The 16306-nt window shown below is 71.6% G+C and carries 12 protein-coding genes and 1 pseudogene; 9 read left to right on the top strand and 4 right to left on the bottom strand.

Going from position 1 to position 16306, the window contains the following annotated elements; genetic code table 11:
* The first annotated feature begins 3 nt into the window (after positions 1 to 3).
* From ACQPYA_RS01225 to ACQPYA_RS01195, 7 genes and pseudogenes are all read left to right on the top strand, one after another.
* A complete protein-coding gene (locus ACQPYA_RS01225; RefSeq protein WP_111214067.1) occupies positions 4 to 492 on the top strand; it encodes an FHA domain-containing protein FhaB/FipA in 489 nt (162 codons plus the stop codon).
* On the top strand, positions 489 to 1937 hold the full coding sequence (locus tag ACQPYA_RS01220; RefSeq protein ID WP_433530793.1) for a PP2C family protein-serine/threonine phosphatase: 1449 nt from the start codon (positions 489 to 491) through the stop codon (positions 1935 to 1937). The genes ACQPYA_RS01225 and ACQPYA_RS01220 overlap by 4 nt, the downstream gene beginning before the upstream one ends.
* A gap of 24 nt (positions 1938 to 1961) precedes the next feature.
* Positions 1962 to 3452 carry an FtsW/RodA/SpoVE family cell cycle protein gene (locus ACQPYA_RS01215; RefSeq protein WP_433530792.1) on the top strand — a complete coding sequence of 497 codons (1491 nt, stop codon included), beginning with the start codon at positions 1962 to 1964 and terminating at the stop codon, positions 3450 to 3452.
* Complete coding sequence (locus tag ACQPYA_RS01210; RefSeq protein WP_433530791.1) at positions 3449 to 4954, top strand: peptidoglycan D,D-transpeptidase FtsI family protein; 1506 nt, start codon at positions 3449 to 3451, stop codon at positions 4952 to 4954. The genes ACQPYA_RS01215 and ACQPYA_RS01210 overlap by 4 nt, the downstream gene beginning before the upstream one ends.
* 1 nt (position 4955) lies before the next feature.
* Positions 4956 to 6352 (top strand): annotated as a pseudogene (locus tag ACQPYA_RS01205) (protein kinase domain-containing protein).
* Positions 6349 to 8181 (top strand): Stk1 family PASTA domain-containing Ser/Thr kinase, encoded by a 1833-nt coding sequence (gene pknB / locus ACQPYA_RS01200; RefSeq protein ID WP_433530790.1) that lies wholly within the window; start codon positions 6349 to 6351, stop codon positions 8179 to 8181. The pseudogene ACQPYA_RS01205 and the gene pknB overlap by 4 nt, the downstream one beginning before the upstream one ends.
* Positions 8178 to 8882: a SanA/YdcF family protein gene (locus ACQPYA_RS01195; protein WP_433530789.1), complete on the top strand. Its 705-nt coding sequence runs from the start codon at positions 8178 to 8180 to the stop codon at positions 8880 to 8882. The genes pknB and ACQPYA_RS01195 overlap by 4 nt, the downstream gene beginning before the upstream one ends.
* Before the next feature lie 41 nt (positions 8883 to 8923).
* Here the strand turns inward: ACQPYA_RS01195 and ACQPYA_RS01190 are convergent, their stop codons facing one another.
* The 4 genes from ACQPYA_RS01190 to ACQPYA_RS01175 form a co-directional block, all read right to left on the bottom strand.
* Complete coding sequence (locus ACQPYA_RS01190; protein ID WP_433530788.1) at positions 8924 to 9574, bottom strand: aminodeoxychorismate/anthranilate synthase component II; 651 nt, start codon at positions 9572 to 9574, stop codon at positions 8924 to 8926.
* 5 nt (positions 9575 to 9579) lie between these two features.
* Complete coding sequence (locus ACQPYA_RS01185; protein WP_433530787.1) at positions 9580 to 9876, bottom strand: hypothetical protein; 297 nt, start codon at positions 9874 to 9876, stop codon at positions 9580 to 9582.
* 5 nt (positions 9877 to 9881) lie between these two features.
* Positions 9882 to 11402 carry a class E sortase gene (locus tag ACQPYA_RS01180; RefSeq protein WP_433533341.1) on the bottom strand — a complete coding sequence of 507 codons (1521 nt, stop codon included), beginning with the start codon at positions 11400 to 11402 and terminating at the stop codon, positions 9882 to 9884.
* Between the two features lie 926 nt (positions 11403 to 12328).
* Positions 12329 to 13129 (bottom strand): DUF881 domain-containing protein, encoded by an 801-nt coding sequence (locus ACQPYA_RS01175; protein WP_433530786.1) that lies wholly within the window; start codon positions 13127 to 13129, stop codon positions 12329 to 12331.
* Positions 13130 to 13354: 225 nt separating this feature from the next.
* Between ACQPYA_RS01175 and ACQPYA_RS01170 the strand changes: the two genes are divergently transcribed.
* Positions 13355 to 13618 (top strand): cell division protein CrgA, encoded by a 264-nt coding sequence (locus ACQPYA_RS01170; protein WP_433530785.1) that lies wholly within the window; start codon positions 13355 to 13357, stop codon positions 13616 to 13618.
* Between the two features lie 282 nt (positions 13619 to 13900).
* Positions 13901 to 16099 (top strand): (Fe-S)-binding protein, encoded by a 2199-nt coding sequence (locus ACQPYA_RS01165; RefSeq protein ID WP_433530784.1) that lies wholly within the window; start codon positions 13901 to 13903, stop codon positions 16097 to 16099.
* Positions 16100 to 16306 lie beyond the last annotated feature (207 nt).

Genomic DNA, 16306 nt, shown 5'->3' with positions numbered 1-16306 from the left:
GCCTTGCCGGAACTCGTCATCACCGTCGCCCGGTTCGGATTCCTCGTGCTGCTGTGGATCTTCGTGTTCACCGTGGTCGGCGTCATCCGCCGGGACCTCTTCGCAGGGGCCCGTTCGGGCCGGCTGGTGGCCGCGCCCCGATCGGTGGGCGCATCGACCGGTCAGGCGACGGCGAGGCCGGCGAAGGTGAAGCGGGGTCGGGCGGCGCACCAGCTGGTGGTGACCGCAGGTCAGTTGGCCGGCACGAGGATCACGTTGGGTGAGGCGCAGATAACCATCGGTCGCGCCGAGGACTCCACCCTCGTCATCACCGACGACTACGCCTCCGCCCGACACGCCCGGCTCGTGCCGCGTGACGGGCAATGGTTCGTCGAGGACCTCGGTTCGACTAACGGGACGTACCTCGATCGCGCTAAGGTCACCGGACCGACCCCCGTCCCCCTCGGCGTGCCGATCCGGATCGGCCGCACCTCTCTCGAATTACGGCCATGACTCTGACCCTGCGCTATGCGGCCCACAGCGACCGCGGCCTGATCCGTGACGGTAACCAGGATTCCGTCTACGCCGGGCCGCGGCTACTCGCCGTCGCCGACGGCATGGGCGGCATGGCCGCCGGTGACGTCGCCAGCAACATCGTCATCGGTGCCATGGCGCCGTTGGACGAGGACGTCCCCGGTGACGCCCTGGTCGACGCGCTCCGCTCCGCCGTGGGCACCGCCAACCAACAGCTCCGCGAGACCGTGGAGGCCAACCCGCAACTGGAGGGGATGGGCACCACGCTGACCGCGACCCTCTTCTCCGGCAGCAAGCTGGGGATGGTCCACATCGGCGACTCCCGGGCCTACCTCCTGCGCGACGGTGAGTTCGCGCAGATCACCAAGGACGACACCTACGTCCAGATGCTGGTGGACGAGGGCCGGATCAGCCCGGAGGAGGCGAGCAGCCACCCCCAGCGCTCGCTGCTCACCCGGGCCCTGGACGGCCGCGACATCGACCCGGAGTACTCGGTCCGCCAGGTGTTGCCGGGCGACCGCTACCTGATCTGCTCCGACGGCCTCTCCGGCGTGGTCAGCGCGGAGACCATCGGCGAGACCATGCGCGAGTACACCGACCCGCAGCAGTGCGTCGAACGGCTGGTCCAGCTGGCCCTGCGCGGCGGCGGCCCGGACAACATCACCGTGATCATCGCCGACGCGACGGACCGCGACATCGTCGAGGCCGCCCCGATCGTCGGTGGCGCAGCGGCGCGTGACCGGGGCATGGCGACCTCGGCCGACGTCTCCACCCCGGCCGCCCGGGCCTCGGCGCTCTCCGCCCCCCGGCCCGCGGCCCCGGAGGAGCCCGCCGGAAACGGCGACGACGAGCCGGAGGCCCGGCGACGCCCGCTGCGCACGGTGGCCATGGCGACCGCCCTGCTGGTGATCGTCGGTGGCGGGGTCTTCGCCGGGTGGCGCTACACGCAGCAGCAGTACTACGTCGGCGCGACGGCCGACGGCCAGGTGGCCGTGTTCCGCGGCATCCAGGGCCAGATCGCCGGCATGGACCTCTCCACCGTGCACTCGAAGAGCACCGCCCAGCTGGACGATCTCACCCTTGCCGCGCAGGAGCAGGTCAAGCAGGGCATCCCTGCCAAGAGCGAGCCGGACGCGGAGCGCCGGCTGGCGGAGCTGACGATGGACAGCCCGACCAACGTCAACCTCAAGCCACTCTGCCCGCCCTCGCCGGCCGCTTCGCCCTCCCCGACACCGAGTGCTGCGGTCGGATCACCCTCCCCGACGCCGAGTGCCCCCAGTGGCTCGCCCGCGTCGAGCCCGGTGGGCCGGGGCTCGCCGTCGCCCGATGCTGCTTCCGTTGCGCCGGAGAGCACCCCCGATGCCCCGCCCGCCGACACCTTCTCGCCCACGGTCGATCCGGCGGCCTGCCGGTCGCCCGAGTAGGCACCGGCCGACCCGAGGACGATCGTGACCGCAGCGGCCACTCCGGCAACCTCGCCCGCACCCGCGGGCGAGCAGTCCGGCGTACGCCTGGCCCGGTCCCGGCGCAACGCGGAGCTGTCGCTTCTGGTGCTGGCGATGGTCCTGGTCGCCGCCTATGGGGCGATGGTCGAGGCGAACGTGCTCGACACGATCACGCCCAGTTTCTGGGTGCCGGCCGCCGCGCTCTCCGCGGTGTTCCTCGGCATGCACCTGGTGATCCGGTTCCTGGCGCCGTTCGCCGATCCGGCCCTGCTGCCGGCGGTGGCGCTGCTCAACGGGCTCGGCGTCGGCTTCCTGCACCGGCTCGACCTGGCCAACGCGACGCCGGCCGAGCGGGCGGAGCTGGCCACCTTCGCCGGCATCGGTGGCCGGCAACTGGCCTGGACGCTGGTGTCGGTGATCCTCGCCGCCGGGCTGCTGGCCCTGATGCGGGACCACCGGTCGGTCTCCCGGTACGCCTACACCCTGGGCCTGGCGGGCATCGTGCTGGTGATGCTGCCGGCGGTGCTGCCACCCAGCATCTCCGAGATCAACGGCGCGAAGCTGTGGGTACGCATCGGCGGCTTCTCCATCCAGCCGGGCGAGTTCGCCAAGCTCGCCCTGCTGGTCTTCTTCGCCTACTACCTGGTCCGCAAGCGCGAGGTGCTCTCGCTGGCCAGCCACCGGTTCCTCGGCATCGACTTCCCGCGCGGGCGTGACCTCGGCCCGGTGCTCGTGGTCTGGGTGATCAGCCTGCTGGTCCTCGTCTTCGAGAAGGACCTCGGCACCTCGCTGCTCTACTTCGGCATGTTCGTGGTGACGCTCTACATCGCCACCGAACGGGTCAGTTGGCTGCTCATCGGTCTGGTCCTCTTCTTCGGCGGCGCCTACCTGGCGTACGTGCTCGGCGACGCCTTCGGCGGGCCGTTCGCGAACTTCTACGTGCGCGCCGAGATCTGGCTCGACCCGTTCGGCGACCCGTACGACAAGGGCTACCAGCTGGTGCAGGGGCTGCTGGCGCTCGGTACCGGCGGGATGTTCGGCGCCGGTCCCGGGGGCGGCCAGCCGCTGCTGCTGCCCGAGGTGCAGAACGACTTCATCTTCGCCGGCCTCGGTGAGGAGATCGGCCTGTTCGGTCTCTCCGCGCTGCTGGTGATCTACCTGCTGATCGTCGAGCGGGGGCTGCGGGCCGCGCTGGCGGTTCGGGACTCGTTCGGCAAGCTGCTCGCCGGTGGCCTGGCCTTCACCCTCGCGTTGCAGGTCTTCGTGATCGTCGGTGGGATCAGCGGGCTCATCCCGCTCACCGGTCAGACCACCCCGTTCCTCTCCGCCGGTGGCTCCTCGCTGATGGCGAACTGGCTGCTCGTCGCGGTGCTGCTGCGGGTGTCGGATGCCGGGCGTCGCCCGGTGACCGGCGTCGGCGGCAAGGTGACCCGGCCCTCCGCTGGCCCGCCCGAGCAGTTGCACGGTGCGCCCACGGAGGTGATCAAGCCATGAACGCACCCCTGCGCCGGGTCGGCGTCGTCGTCATCGTCCTGTTCGGCCTGCTCTTCGCGAACCTGAACTGGATTCAGGCGTACAAGGCCGACGAGTACCGCACCAGCGACTACAACGGCCGGGTCCAGGTCGCCGAGTACCAGCGCAAGCGCGGCAACATCGAGGCGGGCGGCACCGCCCTGGCGGTGAGCAAGGAGACCGACGGGGAGCTGACTTTCCTGCGCACCTACCCGGGCGGGGCCAAGTACGCCCACGTGCTCGGCTACAAGCCGGTCAACCTCGCCGACACCGGCATCGAGAAGTCCGAGAACGACTTCCTCGCCGGCACCAGCGATCAACTGATCGCCGACCGGATCAAGGACATGTTCACCGGCGACCAGACCGCCGGCGGCAACGTGCTGCTCACCCTCTCGCCGCAAGCCCAGGACGTCGCGTACGACCAGCTGCGTAACAACAACAGCGGGGTGAGCAAGGGCGCGGCCATCGCCATCGACCCGCGTACCGGAGCGGTGCAGGCGCTGGTCTCCATGCCCAGCTTCGACCCGAACCCACTGGCCAGCCACAACAGCAACGAGGCGGCTGCGGCGTACAACGAGCTGGAGCAGGCGGCGGGACGCCCGCTGCGCAACCGGGCACTCGCCGAGGTGCTGCCGCCGGGCTCCACGTTCAAGATCGTGGTGGCCGCCGCGGCGCTGGAGAACGGGATCGGCAAGAACACCAACATCCCCGCCGGTTCGAGCTACACCCCGCCCACCTCCGGCCAGTCGATCACCAACGCCGCGCCGTCGATCTGCCCGCAGAGTCAGGTCACCCTGATGAGGGCGGTCACCGAATCCTGCAACACCGGGTTCGCCAAGCTCGGCGTGCAGCTGGGCCCCGACGTGATCAAGGAGAAGGCCCGGCAGTTCGGGTTCGAGCAGGACGACCTGACCGTCGGCCGGCTCGGCGAGGGCGGGCACTCGGTGGCGGCCAGCCGTACCGGCAGCATGGAGAACCCGGACGGCGGCGCGGACCCGGCGGCGCTGGCCCAGTCCTCTATCGGGCAGCGCGACGTCCGGATGACCCCCCTGGAGGGGGCCATGATCGCCGGTGCGGTCGCCAACAACGGCAGTCAGATGCGCCCGTACCTGGTGCGCCAGCTGCTGGCGCCGGACCGCACCACCGTCTACGACACCGCGAAGCCGCGCGAGTTGCGCCGGCCGGTCAGCAGCCAGGTCGCCGCCGATCTGCGGGAGATGATGATCAGCGCGGTCGAGAACGGCACCGGCCGCAACGCGCGGATCAACGGCTACACGGTCGGCGGCAAGACCGGCACCGCGCAGTCCGCGCCCGACCGGCCCGACCACGGCTGGTTCATCGGCTTCGCGCTCGACTCCGACGGCAACCCGGTCTCCGCCGTCTGCGTCGTCCTGGAGGAGGCCGGCAGCGGCGGCAGCGCCGAGGCCGCCCGGATCGCCGGCCAGATCATGCGCGCCGCCATCGCCGATCCCGGGGGGCGCTGACATGCTCAGTCCAGGGGTGCAGCTCGGCAACCGCTACCGCCTCGACGAGCGGATCGCCAGCGGCGGCATGGGCGACGTCTGGCGCGGCACCGACCAGGTGCTCGGTCGTACGGTGGCGGTCAAGAGCCTGCTCCCGGCGTTGCTGGACGAGCCGGGGTTCGCCGAGCGGTTCCGGGGCGAGGCCCGCACCATGGCGACGATCAACCACCCCGGTGTGGTCGACGTCTACGACTTCGGCAACGACCAGCACATCGCCTTCCTGATCATGGAGTACGTCGAGGGCGACCCGCTCTCGGCCACGCTCAGCCGGGTCGGCCGGCTCACCCCGGGTCGGACGATGGCGCTGGTCGCGCAGGCCGCCGACGCGCTGCACGCGGCACACGTCAAGGGCATCGTGCACCGCGACGTGAAGCCCGGAAACCTGCTGGTCCGCCCCAACGGCACGCTGGTGCTGACCGACTTCGGCATCGCCCGCTCCGAGCTGGTCGGGCAGCTCACCGCGGCCGGCTCGGTGCTCGGCACCGCGTCGTACATCTCGCCCGAGCAGGCCACCGGCCAGGTCGCCACCCCCGCCTCCGACGTCTACGCCCTCGGCGTGGTCGCGTACCAGTGTCTCGCCGGTCGCCGGCCGTTCGAGGGTGACAACCCCCTCGACATCGCCATGCGGCACGTCCGGGAGACCCCCAGGGCGCTGCCGTCCGACATCCCGCCCCAGGTTCGCGCGCTGGTGGAGCGGTCGATGGCCAAGGATCCGAAGGATCGTTGGCCGAGCGCCGCCGCGCTCGCCGGGGCGGCCCGTCAACTGAAGGCGGCGCTGTCCCGGGAGGCACGGGCCGGTGGCCCGGCCGCCCCGATCTCCGCCGCGCCGGCCTCGCCCGCACCAGGCCGGGCCCAGGTGCCGCAGCCGCCGCGGGCCGCGGCCGGGCCGCACTCCCGATGCCAGGCCACGCGCCGGCTGCTCCGTACGCTCCGGCGGCCGGGCAGCGGCCGGCCGCGATGCCGTCGCCGGCCCGCCCGCCGGTGGCGCAGCCGCCGCGTCCCACGACGGTCGCGCCGGCGGCGACCGGCTATCCGCGTGGTGCGGCCCCGGTCCCGTCGCCGTACGCTCCGCAGCCCGGCCAGTCGCGACCGGTGCCCAGGCGGTCGCGCTCCGGAAGGGTGTTCCTGGCCATCATGTTGGCCGCACTGGTTCTTCTCTGCTCCGGCGTGATTTCCTACCAGGTGCGGAAGAGCCTCATCAACAGCATGTCGGGCGGGGCGACCGGGCGCGTGGTGACGTCCGACGCGCTGCGGCTCGACGGACGAGACGATCCGGCCGGTACGGCGTACCGTCGACTGGATCAGCCCCGACCGGGCAGCGACGAGACGACGACGAGCGAAGGACGACAGACGCGATGACAGCGCAGGCCCGCCTGCTCGGTGGCAGGTACCAGGTCGGCGAGTTGCTCGGGTATGGCGGCATGGCCGAGGTCCACCGCGGTCGCGACCTGCGGCTCGGTCGGGACGTCGCGATCAAGATGCTCCGGGCGGACCTCGCCCGGGATGCCACCTTCCAGATGCGCTTCCGGCGGGAGGCGCAGAACGCCGCCTCGCTCAACCACCCGGCCATCGTCGCCGTCTACGACACCGGTGAGGAACAGGCGCCGACCGGCGAAACCCTCCCGTTCATCGTGATGGAGTTCGTCAACGGGCGCACCCTCAAGGAGGTGCTCGGCGCCGAGGGCCGGTTGCAGCCCCGGCGGGCGTTGGAGATCTGCGCCGACATGTGCGCGGCGCTGGAGTTCAGCCACCGGCACGGGATCATCCACCGCGACATCAAGCCCGGCAACGTGATGCTCACCCAGACCGGCCAGGTCAAGGTGATGGACTTCGGCATCGCCCGGGCGCTGGCCAGCGGCGCCACCACGATGACGCAGACCAGCGCGGTCATCGGCACCGCCCAGTATCTCTCCCCCGAGCAGGCGCGCGGCGAGGCCGTCGACGCCCGCTCCGACGTGTACGCCGCCGGCTGCGTGCTCTTCGAGCTGGTCTGCGGGCACCCGCCGTTCGTCGGCGACAGTCCGGTCAGCGTCGCGTACCAGCACGTGCGGGAGGCCCCGCCGACGCCGAGCGACCTCAACCCGGACGTCACCCCGGCGGTCGACGCGATCGTGCTCAAGGCGCTGTCGAAGAACCCGCTCAACCGCTACCAGAGCGCCGGCGAGATGCGCGCCGACCTGCTCCGGGCGGCAGCCGGCCGGCCGGTGATGGCGACCCCGGTGTTGCGCGAGGACGAGACCGTGGCGATGGCCCCGGCCAACGCCTCGGGGTACCCGTCGGCCGGGGCGGCGGCCCAGACCCGGCAGATCCCGGCCCGGGTGGGTGACCCGCGCCAGCGCCGGGCCTCCTCCTGGCTGATCGCGCTGTTCGCCGCGCTCGGCGTGCTCGCGGTGATCGCCCTGATCGCCGCGCTGCTCTTCAACGAGCAGGCTCCGGACGACAAACCGGTGCCGACGCTGACCGGGTTGAGCCAGCAGGAGGCGTTCGACCTGATCCAGCGGGACGGCTTCACGCCAGCGGTCGGCGACGAGGTCTTCACGTCGGACTGCAAGAAGGGCGCGGTGGTCAGCCAGACCCCGCCCGCCGGCGATCAGTTGGCGCCGAACAGCACGGTGACCGTGCAGCTCTGTGGCGGCAAGCCCGAGGTGACCATTCCGCCCGGTCTCGTCGGCGGTACCCGGGAGTTCGCCGAGGCCCAACTCAAGAACCTCAAGCTGAAGCCAGAGATCGAGGAGAAGGACGACGCCGCCCAGAAGGGCACGGTGCTCGCCATCTCCCCGGGCCCGGGCGAGAAGGTCGCGGAGGGGAGCAAGGTCACCCTCACCGTCTCCAAGGGCAACGTGGTTCCGGTGCCGGATGTCGAGGGTCTCACCCGGGCTGAGGCAGAGCGGGCGCTGGAGCAGGCCGGTTTCACCGTCCGGGTCAACCTCGGCCCCGAGGTGCCCGCCGATCAGGCCGGCCGAGTGGTCGACCAGAACCCGAACGCGAACACTCCGCGCACCAAGGGCAGCCGGGTGACGATCACCGTGTCGGTGGAGGAAGCTGAGGATCCGGACCCGCCGACCCAGACGCCGCCAACCGGTACCCCGACCACCCCGCCGCCGGACGGCGAGGGCGGCGGTAGCGGCGGTGGCGGGCAGATCACACCGACTCCGACTCTCCTGCCGTTCCGCCTCTCCGGGCAGTGACCGGACGGCCGGGCGGAGCCGCCCACGGGGGCCCGGCGGGCCGGTGGCGGCGACGCCTGATCCGGGTGGCCGTGCTGGGGCTGGCCGCGCTGCTGCTGCTCAGCCTGCCCTGGCTCTGGACGACGATCGCCGCGCACGGGCACCGGTACGACGAGGCCGAGGCACCGGCCGCCGACGTCGTGATCGTCCTCGGCACCGCGGTGACGGAGGAGGGACGGCAGCCGGGCATCCGGCTGGCCGGCCGCCTGGAGACCGCCGCCGAGCTGGTACGCACCGGTCGGGCCCGGGTGGTGCTGGTGTCGGGCGACGGGGGCGGGGCGTCCGGTGACGAGCCGGCAGCGATGACCGCCCACCTGACCGGGCAACTCGGCGTCGATCCGCGTCGCGTCGTGGCCGACCCGTTCGGCCTGGACACGTACGACAGTTGTGTTCGGGCGCGCGAGGTGTACGGAGTCGAGCGGGCCCTGATCGTCACGCAGTCCTACCACCTGTCCCGGGCGGTGGCGCTGTGCCGGCACGTCGGCCTCGACGTCGACGGGGTGGCCGCCCGCTGCACGGGCTGTGAATCCACCCTCCTGATGCGGAAAGCGGCCCGGGACTATTTCGCCAGCGGCAAGGCGGCCTGGGACGCCATCCGCCGCCGTCCACCGGCCATCCACTCTCCGGCCGACGCCGCCATCACCACCGCCCTCATCCCCTGATCGTCCCCCGGAGGCGGGTTGGACCGGTGACGGCGTGCCGTCTACGGGGTGGCGAAGGCGGCGCGGCGGCGGGCGTCGACCTGGGCGGCGAGTTCGGGGGCGCGTTCCAAGGCGTCGCGGTGGCCGCAAGCGGCCAGCCAGTTGGCCAGCATCAGGTGGCCGCCCTCGGTCAGCACCGACTCCGGGTGGAACTGGACGCCCTCGATGGGCAGCGTCCGGTGCCGCATCGCCATCACGATCCCGGATTCCGTCCAGCCGGTGACCTCAAGCTCTGCCGGCAGGGTGTCCCGCAGCACCGCGAGGGAGTGGTACCGGGTCGCGGTGAACGGGTCGGGCAGGCCGGCGAGGACCCCCGTGTCGTCGTGGTGGACCTCGGAGGTCTTGCCGTGCAGCAACTCGGGTGCCCGGGCCACGGTGGCCCCGAAGGCCTCGCCGATCGCCTGGTGTCCCAGGCAGACACCGAAGATCGGGATCTCACCCGCGTACCGGCGGATGACGTCGAGGCAGATGCCGGCCCGGTCGGGGCTGCCCGGCCCGGGCGAGAGCAGGATGCCGGCCGCGTCGACCCGCGCCACCTCGGCGATGTCGATCTCGTCGTTACGGCGAACGTCGCACTCCACCCCGAGTTGGCCGAGGTACTGCACCAGGTTGAAGACGAACGAGTCGTAGTTGTCGATAACCAGTACGCGCATCGGCCTCACTCGTCCTCGTCGGGCGGTGGGGTGTTGTTCCGGTCGGTGTCGTACGGCAGGTCATGATCGTCGCCGGCCGGGGTGTCGCCGGCCGGGCCGTCGCCGGGCACCACATCGCCGCCGGGCAGGTCGGAGTCCTGCTGGGTGACCTGCACGTCCTCGCCGGTGAAGGGCAGCAGCGGTCCCGCCCAGGGGAACACCACGTACCAGAGCAGCACCACCGCCGTGGTGACGAGCAGCAGGCTGCCGGCGAGCTTGCCGGGGAGCCCGAAGGGAAGTTTCCGCCAGATCCAGGCGTACATCGTCGTCAGGTCCCCAGCTCCGCCGGGCGTCCCTCGGCCTTCGGCTGGGTACGCGTCAACTCGGCGTGGATGATCAACCGCTGATAGTTGTCGAACTTCGGGTTGCACGTGGTCAGGGTCAACATCCGTTTGCTCGGCTGCGCGCCCGGTCGGCCGGGCACCGGGGCGACCACCTCGACCTGGGTCGGCTTCACGATCAGACTCTCGGTGACCTGGTACACGTACCACTCGTTGCGACCCTCGACGAGGATCGGGTCGCCCTTGCGCAGCTCGTCCAAGCGCCAGAAGGTGGCCCGGTTCCGGTGCCCGGCGACGGAGAAGTTGCCGACCTCGCCCGGCATGGCGCTGTCCGGGTAGTGGCCCGGGGCGTACCGGATGTCCTTCTGGGTGACGCCCTCGACCACGATCCATTCCTTGTCGAGCTTCGGGATGGAGAGGAGGGCGATCGGCTTGCCGTGCACCGGCGGCTTGGGCTTGGTCGAGGGGCTCGCCGACGGGGCCACCGTCGGATCGCCCTCGGGCCCCCACACCTCGGCCAACTCCTGGCTCAGCTCGCCCTGGTGCGCGTCGACGATCGCCGACTTGCCCCAGATCTCGTAGCCGGCGAAGAGCAGCACCACCAGGCCGAAGGTGATCAACAGCTCGCCGCTGACCCGCAGGCCGGCGCGTACCCGGGACCAGAACGACGGACGGGTCAGCTCCGAGTAGACGCTCTGGTAACCCTCTTCCGTCTGGTTCGGGCGGAGCTGCACCACCCGTTCGCCCCGTCGCGGCTTGGGCGGCTCGGCGGGTTGGTCGGCACCGTCCGACGGGTCCTCGACCTTCGGCGTCCGGGGCACGGCCCCCATCAGGGCCGTCGAGTCCATAGCCGGTGGTGGGCTGCTGGGCCGTGCGGCGGTGATCGCCGGGATGAGTGCGGTGGCACCCGGGTCGGCCTGCCGGTCTGCGGCGGTCGGTGGCTGCTGGTTCGGCGCGGCTGCCTGCTGGTTGCCCGCTGCCGGTGCGGCCGTCGGATCGCCCGGGCGGTTGACGGCATCCGGGTTGTGCGACGGGCCGGCAGGCCGGCCCGCCATCGCCGCCGCAGCGGCGTTCGGGCCGGGCCGGGCCGGGTCCGCCGGCCGGCCGGCCGCCGCCGGTGGCGGGGTGCCGGTGGCAGCGCTGATCTTCGGCATCAGCGCGGTCGGTCCCTCGACCGACCAGCCGCCCTGCGGTCCGCCGTGTAGCCCCTGCGGGTGAGCCGATTGTGACCGTGGGCCCTGCGCCTGTCCCTGCCCGTTCGGAGCCGGTCCGTGCTGCGCCTGCCCGTTCGGAGCCTGGGTGTGCTGTGGCTGCCCGTTCGGCGCCTGGGCGTAGGGTGCCGGGCCGGGGTGCGGAGCATGGCCGGCGTACGACGGCTGCCCGAAGGCCGGTCCGGTGTGTGACGTCGTACCACGCGTGGCGGGCTGATTGGCCTGCGGCGTGGCCGGCTGCGTCGGGTGACCGACTTGCGGTGTGGCGGGCCGGACCACCCCGCCACCCGCCTGCATCGCTCCGGCGCCCGGATGCGGCCCGTTGCCGGGTTGCCCAGCTCCGCCGGCCGGCGGCGTCGGCTCCACGCTCTGCCGCGCCGGCTGGGCGGTGGACCAGGGCGGAGGCGCACCGGGACCGGTGGCAGTGGCCGGTGCCGCCGCACCGCTGGACGCCGGGGCACCCGAGTGACCGAACGCCCCCGACCCGGCCTGGCCGGGGTCCGGTGCGGTCGACCGGGTGTTGCCCGGCTGGCCCTGGCCCGCGGCGGGCCGGCTCGGCTCGAAGGCGCCACGCCAGGGCGTCGGCTCCACCGGAATGTCGGGCTGGCCGGAGGGCAGCGGTACGCCGCTCCACTGCTCGGTGCCGCTGGTGTCTGGCCGCCGGCCGGGGGTGCTGCCGAGTCCCGGCTCCCCGGCCGTCCCCCACGGGCCCGTGACCATGCCGCCCTGGCCCGGCGTGCCGCCCTGGCCCGGAGCAGTGTCCCGCTGGCCTGCGGGCGTGCCGGGCTGGCCCGGCACGGTGTCCCACCGGCCGGTGGGCGTACCGCTCTGGCCGGGTGCCGTGTCCCACTGGGTAGGTGTCGCCGGGCTCTCGGTGCGCTGGTGGTCGGTGGGGGCGTTCCACCCGCCCGGGGTGCCCCATCCGGCCGTGGACCGGTTCGGCTGATCCGACGCGGTGCTCATGTCCCAGCCGGCGGGGCCGGGCGGCGGTGCGGCGTCGGCGGGCCGGGGGGCGTCCCCGGGTGCGTCGAAGCGACCGGTGTTCGTCGGTCGCTGCGCCTCCTGCACCTGGCCGCCGGTCTGGTCGGCGGGGCGCGGCGGCACGGGGTCGGGCCACTGGCCGGCCAGCCGCGAACGGGACGGCGGTTCGGTCCGGTCGATCTTGGGTATGAAGGCCGTGGGCTCGTCGGTGTGGTCGCGGTGCCGGCCGTCGGAGTTATTGCTCATGGCAACACCGTCGCCGACCGCAGGGTGGTGGAGTCCTCAAACGCCGGGACGGTGACCGTGGACACGGCCTCGGAGTAGCCGAGCTGGTAGTTGTCGACGGCGTTCTTGAACAACCGGACTCCCTCGGAAGCGGCGAGGGCCTGCTGAAGTGCGGCGGGATCGCCAATCGCTACGATCTTGAACGGTGGGGAGTACACCCGCCCGTGCAGCAGCAGGGTGTTACCCACGCAGCGTACCGCGCTGGTTGCCAGGACGCGGACATTCATGATTGACATGGCTTCGGCTCCGCCGGCCCACAGCGCGTTCACCACCGCCTGGACGTCGCCCTGGTGGACGACCAGATCGTCGTTGGTGGCACCTTCGGGCAGATTCTTGAGCTGTGGCGCGTCGTTGAGCTCGACTGTCAACCCCGGCCCGGTGAGGGCGGTGAAGCCGGCGGCGGTGCGACTGGCGGCGGCCCGCTCCTGCTGCTCCCTGATCGGGCCGTCCGAGTCGGCGAGATCAGCTGTCCGGCTTTCGACCTCCCGGCGCAGCGTCGCGGCCCGCTCCTCGTTCGCCGCCACCTGGGCGCGGCGATCCTCGATCAGCTCGGTCAGCTGGGGTCGCCGGTCCTCGCGCAGCGCGGTGCCGCCGGCTGTGGTGGCCGTGGTGGTGAAGAGCAGACCGGCCGCGGCGGCGATCAACGGTACGCCGATCGACCAGCCCGGCCGGCGCTGGCGCGGCCGGCGGGGCAGCAACCCGGCGACCAGCCGTCGCAGCACCTTCTGCCACGACGCTGCGCCGGAGGTGTACTCCACGAACCGTTCCCCCTGTCTTTCTGCACCGCGGTCCGCACGCTGCGGTCGCCGCGACGGCCGCCCGGCGTCCTGCCGGGCACCGGCCTGGCCCTATTGGTCTGGCCCCATTCGTGGATTGGGCGGGCCTTCCGGACTACGCTAGCTGTCGAACATTATTGGCCATGGACCGTCGCCCTCGCGCCCGGTTGTAGGCCGGACGAGGTCGTTACCCCTCTGGAGAGCGCCGTGCCCAAGTCTCAGGTCCGCAAGAAGAAGGTGTACACCCCGCCGACAGACGTCCGCCCGACGGCGACGGCGGCGACGCGTAAGCCGAGCCCGATCTGGCTGCCGGCCACGGCGGTGTCGCTCATCGTCTTCGGCATCGGCTGGCTGGTGGTCTACTACCTCTCCGAGCAGGAGTACCCAGTCATGGAGCTGGGCTACTGGAACCTCGCAGTGGGCTTCGGCGCGATGGTCGGCTCGCTGATCCTGCTCTCCCGCTGGCGCTGACCCGCAGGCCAGCTGCCCCGGAACCCCGGCTATCGACAGGGCCCGGCCGAGTCTCGGCCGGGCTGGCCTCCTATGGTGTGCGCAGGGCAGCGTGGCCCGGGTGCGAGAAGTCTCACGTTACCGGCGAGTAACCTTGCGCGTAGGCTGCACGGCATGACCGAGTGGTGCAGGTCATCGACCGGTCCGGTGGAGGGTGCGGCAGTGGTGAACCCACCGATCGTGCCCTGACCCGGCTCTGGTCGCCGAGCCGCTCGACAGGCAGCAGACCGGGAGGCCAACTCGATGGGCAGCGTCCAGATCGTCACCACGATCCTCGCGGCCGCCATCACCGTCGTTGCGGTGTGGCTTGCGGTACGCGCGGTCATGAAGCTGGTGGCCGTGATCCGGCTGGGTCAGCCCGACCCGTCGCGCTTCGGTGACAAGGGCAGCCGTACGACGACCATGCTCGCGGAGACCGCCGGGCACACCCGGATGCTCCGCTGGAGCGTGGTGGGCGCGGCGCACTGGTTCGTGATGGTCGGCTTCATCGTGCTGTCGCTGCTCGTGCTGGAGGCGTACTTCGAGGTGGTGTCGCCGACCGGCGGGCTGCCGCTGATCGGCGGCTGGGCGCTCTACGGTGTGGTCACCGAGTGGATCGGCATCCTGGGCATCGTCGGCATCGTGGTGCTGATCGCGATCCGGCTCGCCAATCGCCCGAACCGGGCCGGCCGCCGGTCGCGGTTCACCGGCTCCACCATGTGGCAGGGCTACTTCGTCGAGGCGGTCGTCCTCGCCGTGTTGGTCATGGGCTTCCTGATCCGCGGCTTCAAGGTCGCCACCGACCACTTCGAGTACCCGGCCTGGGCCACCCCGCTCAGCCACCTGGCCGGCGCGGCGCTGCCGGGCTGGGAGTCCGGCGTCAGCGTCGCCGCCCTCGTCAAGATCGCGATCTCGATGACCTGGCTCATCGTGATCTCGCTGAACGTGACCATGGGCGTCGCCTGGCACCGCTTCCTCGCCTTCCCCAACATCTTCTTCAAGCGCAAGCCGGGCGCGGCCGGCTCCGGTCTCGGCCCGCTGCGGCCGATGATGAGCGACGGCAAGCCGCTGGACTTCGAGGAGGCGGACCCGGAAAAAGACCAGTTCGGTGTCGCGCACGTCGAGCAGTTCACCTGGAAGGGCCTGCTCGACTTCAGCACCTGCACCGAGTGCGGCCGGTGCCAGTCGCAGTGCCCGGCCTGGAACACCGGCAAGCCGCTCTCGCCGAAGCTGCTGGTGCTCAGCCTGCGCGACCACGCGTACGCCAAGGCGCCCTACCTGCTGGCCGGTGGCGGCAAGGACCTGACCGGCGAGGAGAAGGCGACCGCCGCCCAACTCGCCCACGTCGACGTGCTGGCGCTCGCCGAGGCGGAGAAGCCGCTGATCGGCGACGCCGAGGCGGGCGGCGTGATCGACCCGGATGTGCTCTGGTCGTGCACCACCTGTGGGGCCTGCGTCGAGCAGTGCCCGGTGGACATCGAGCACGTGGACCACATCGTCGACATGCGCCGCTACCAGGTGCTCATCGAGTCGAGTTTCCCCTCCGAGGCCGGCGTGATGCTGCGCAACCTGGAGAACAAGGGCAATCCCTGGGGCGCGCCGCAGAACACCCGCGAGGACTGGACCAAGGGCCTCGACTTCGAGGTGCCCCGGGTCGGCGAGGTCGAGGACTTCGAGTATCTGTTCTGGGTGGGCTGTGCCGGTGCGTTCGAGGACCGGGCCAAGAAGACCACCCGTGCGGTCGCCACGCTGCTGAACGAGGCCGGCGTCTCCTTCGCCATCCTCGGCGAGGGCGAGACCTGCTCGGGTGACCCGGCCCGCCGGATCGGCAACGAGTTCGTCTTCCAGATGCTCGCCCAGCAGAACGTGGAGACCCTCAACGAGGCGTTCGAGGGCCGCGAGCGGGCCAAGCGCAAGATCGTCGCAACCTGTCCGCACTGCTTCAACACGCTGGGCAACGAGTACGGCCAGCTCGGCGGCGAGTTCGAGGTGGTGCACCACACCCAGCTGCTCGCGCACCTGGTCGCCACCGGCAGGCTCACTCCGGTGCAGCCGGTCGACGGCGGCGTGACCTACCACGACCCGTGCTACCTCGGCCGGCACAACCGGGTCTTCGCTCCGCCGCGCGAGGTGCTGGGCAGCGCGTTGGGCAACGGCGAGATCACCGAGATGCCGCGCAACAGCGAGCGCTCCTTCTGCTGCGGCGCCGGTGGCGCCCGGATGTGGATGGAGGAGCGGATCGGCAAGCGGATCAACGTGGACCGGGTCGAGGAGGCCATGGCCACCGGGGCCAGGACGGTCGCCGTCGGCTGCCCGTTCTGCTCGACGATGCTCAACGACGGTGTGAATGGCAAGGGTGCCGGCGAGCAGGTCGAGGTGGTCGACGTGGCCAGCGTCCTGCTCCGATCGGTCAAGCCCGAGCCGGCCCAGGAGGCCGAGGAGGGCGAGCCGGTCGCCGGCTGACCAGCGACGTACGCAGGCCCGCGGCGACACCATGACCGGTGTCGCCGCGTCCTGTTTTATATTGGCGTACGTAACTATAACGGAATGGTCGACACCCTTTGTGTGCGATCGGTCGCGCAAAGGTGAATAAGCCGATGGTCTCCTTGATTCCGGACCGCGCCTTCCCTAATGTTGGGCACCGGCTGCCGTGGGTCGTCTGTCTCGCCC

Source organism: Micromonospora sp. CA-263727 (assembly GCF_050942455.1).
Taxonomy (GTDB): domain Bacteria; phylum Actinomycetota; class Actinomycetes; order Mycobacteriales; family Micromonosporaceae; genus Micromonospora.
This window is presented reverse-complemented; position numbering and strand designations above follow the sequence as displayed.

Coding starts and splice junctions, on each gene's coding strand:
- ACQPYA_RS01210 (WP_433530791.1), top strand. CDS start 3,449: ATGAACGCACCCCTGCGCCGGGTCGGCGTCGTCGTCATCGTCCTGTTC.
- ACQPYA_RS01180 (WP_433533341.1), bottom strand. CDS start 11,402: ATGCAGGCGGGTGGCGGGGTGGTCCGGCCCGCCACACCGCAAGTCGGT.
- ACQPYA_RS01190 (WP_433530788.1), bottom strand. CDS start 9,574: ATGCGCGTACTGGTTATCGACAACTACGACTCGTTCGTCTTCAACCTG.
- ACQPYA_RS01185 (WP_433530787.1), bottom strand. CDS start 9,876: ATGTACGCCTGGATCTGGCGGAAACTTCCCTTCGGGCTCCCCGGCAAG.
- pknB (WP_433530790.1), top strand. CDS start 6,349: ATGACAGCGCAGGCCCGCCTGCTCGGTGGCAGGTACCAGGTCGGCGAG.
- ACQPYA_RS01165 (WP_433530784.1), top strand. CDS start 13,901: ATGGGCAGCGTCCAGATCGTCACCACGATCCTCGCGGCCGCCATCACC.
- ACQPYA_RS01220 (WP_433530793.1), top strand. CDS start 489: ATGACTCTGACCCTGCGCTATGCGGCCCACAGCGACCGCGGCCTGATC.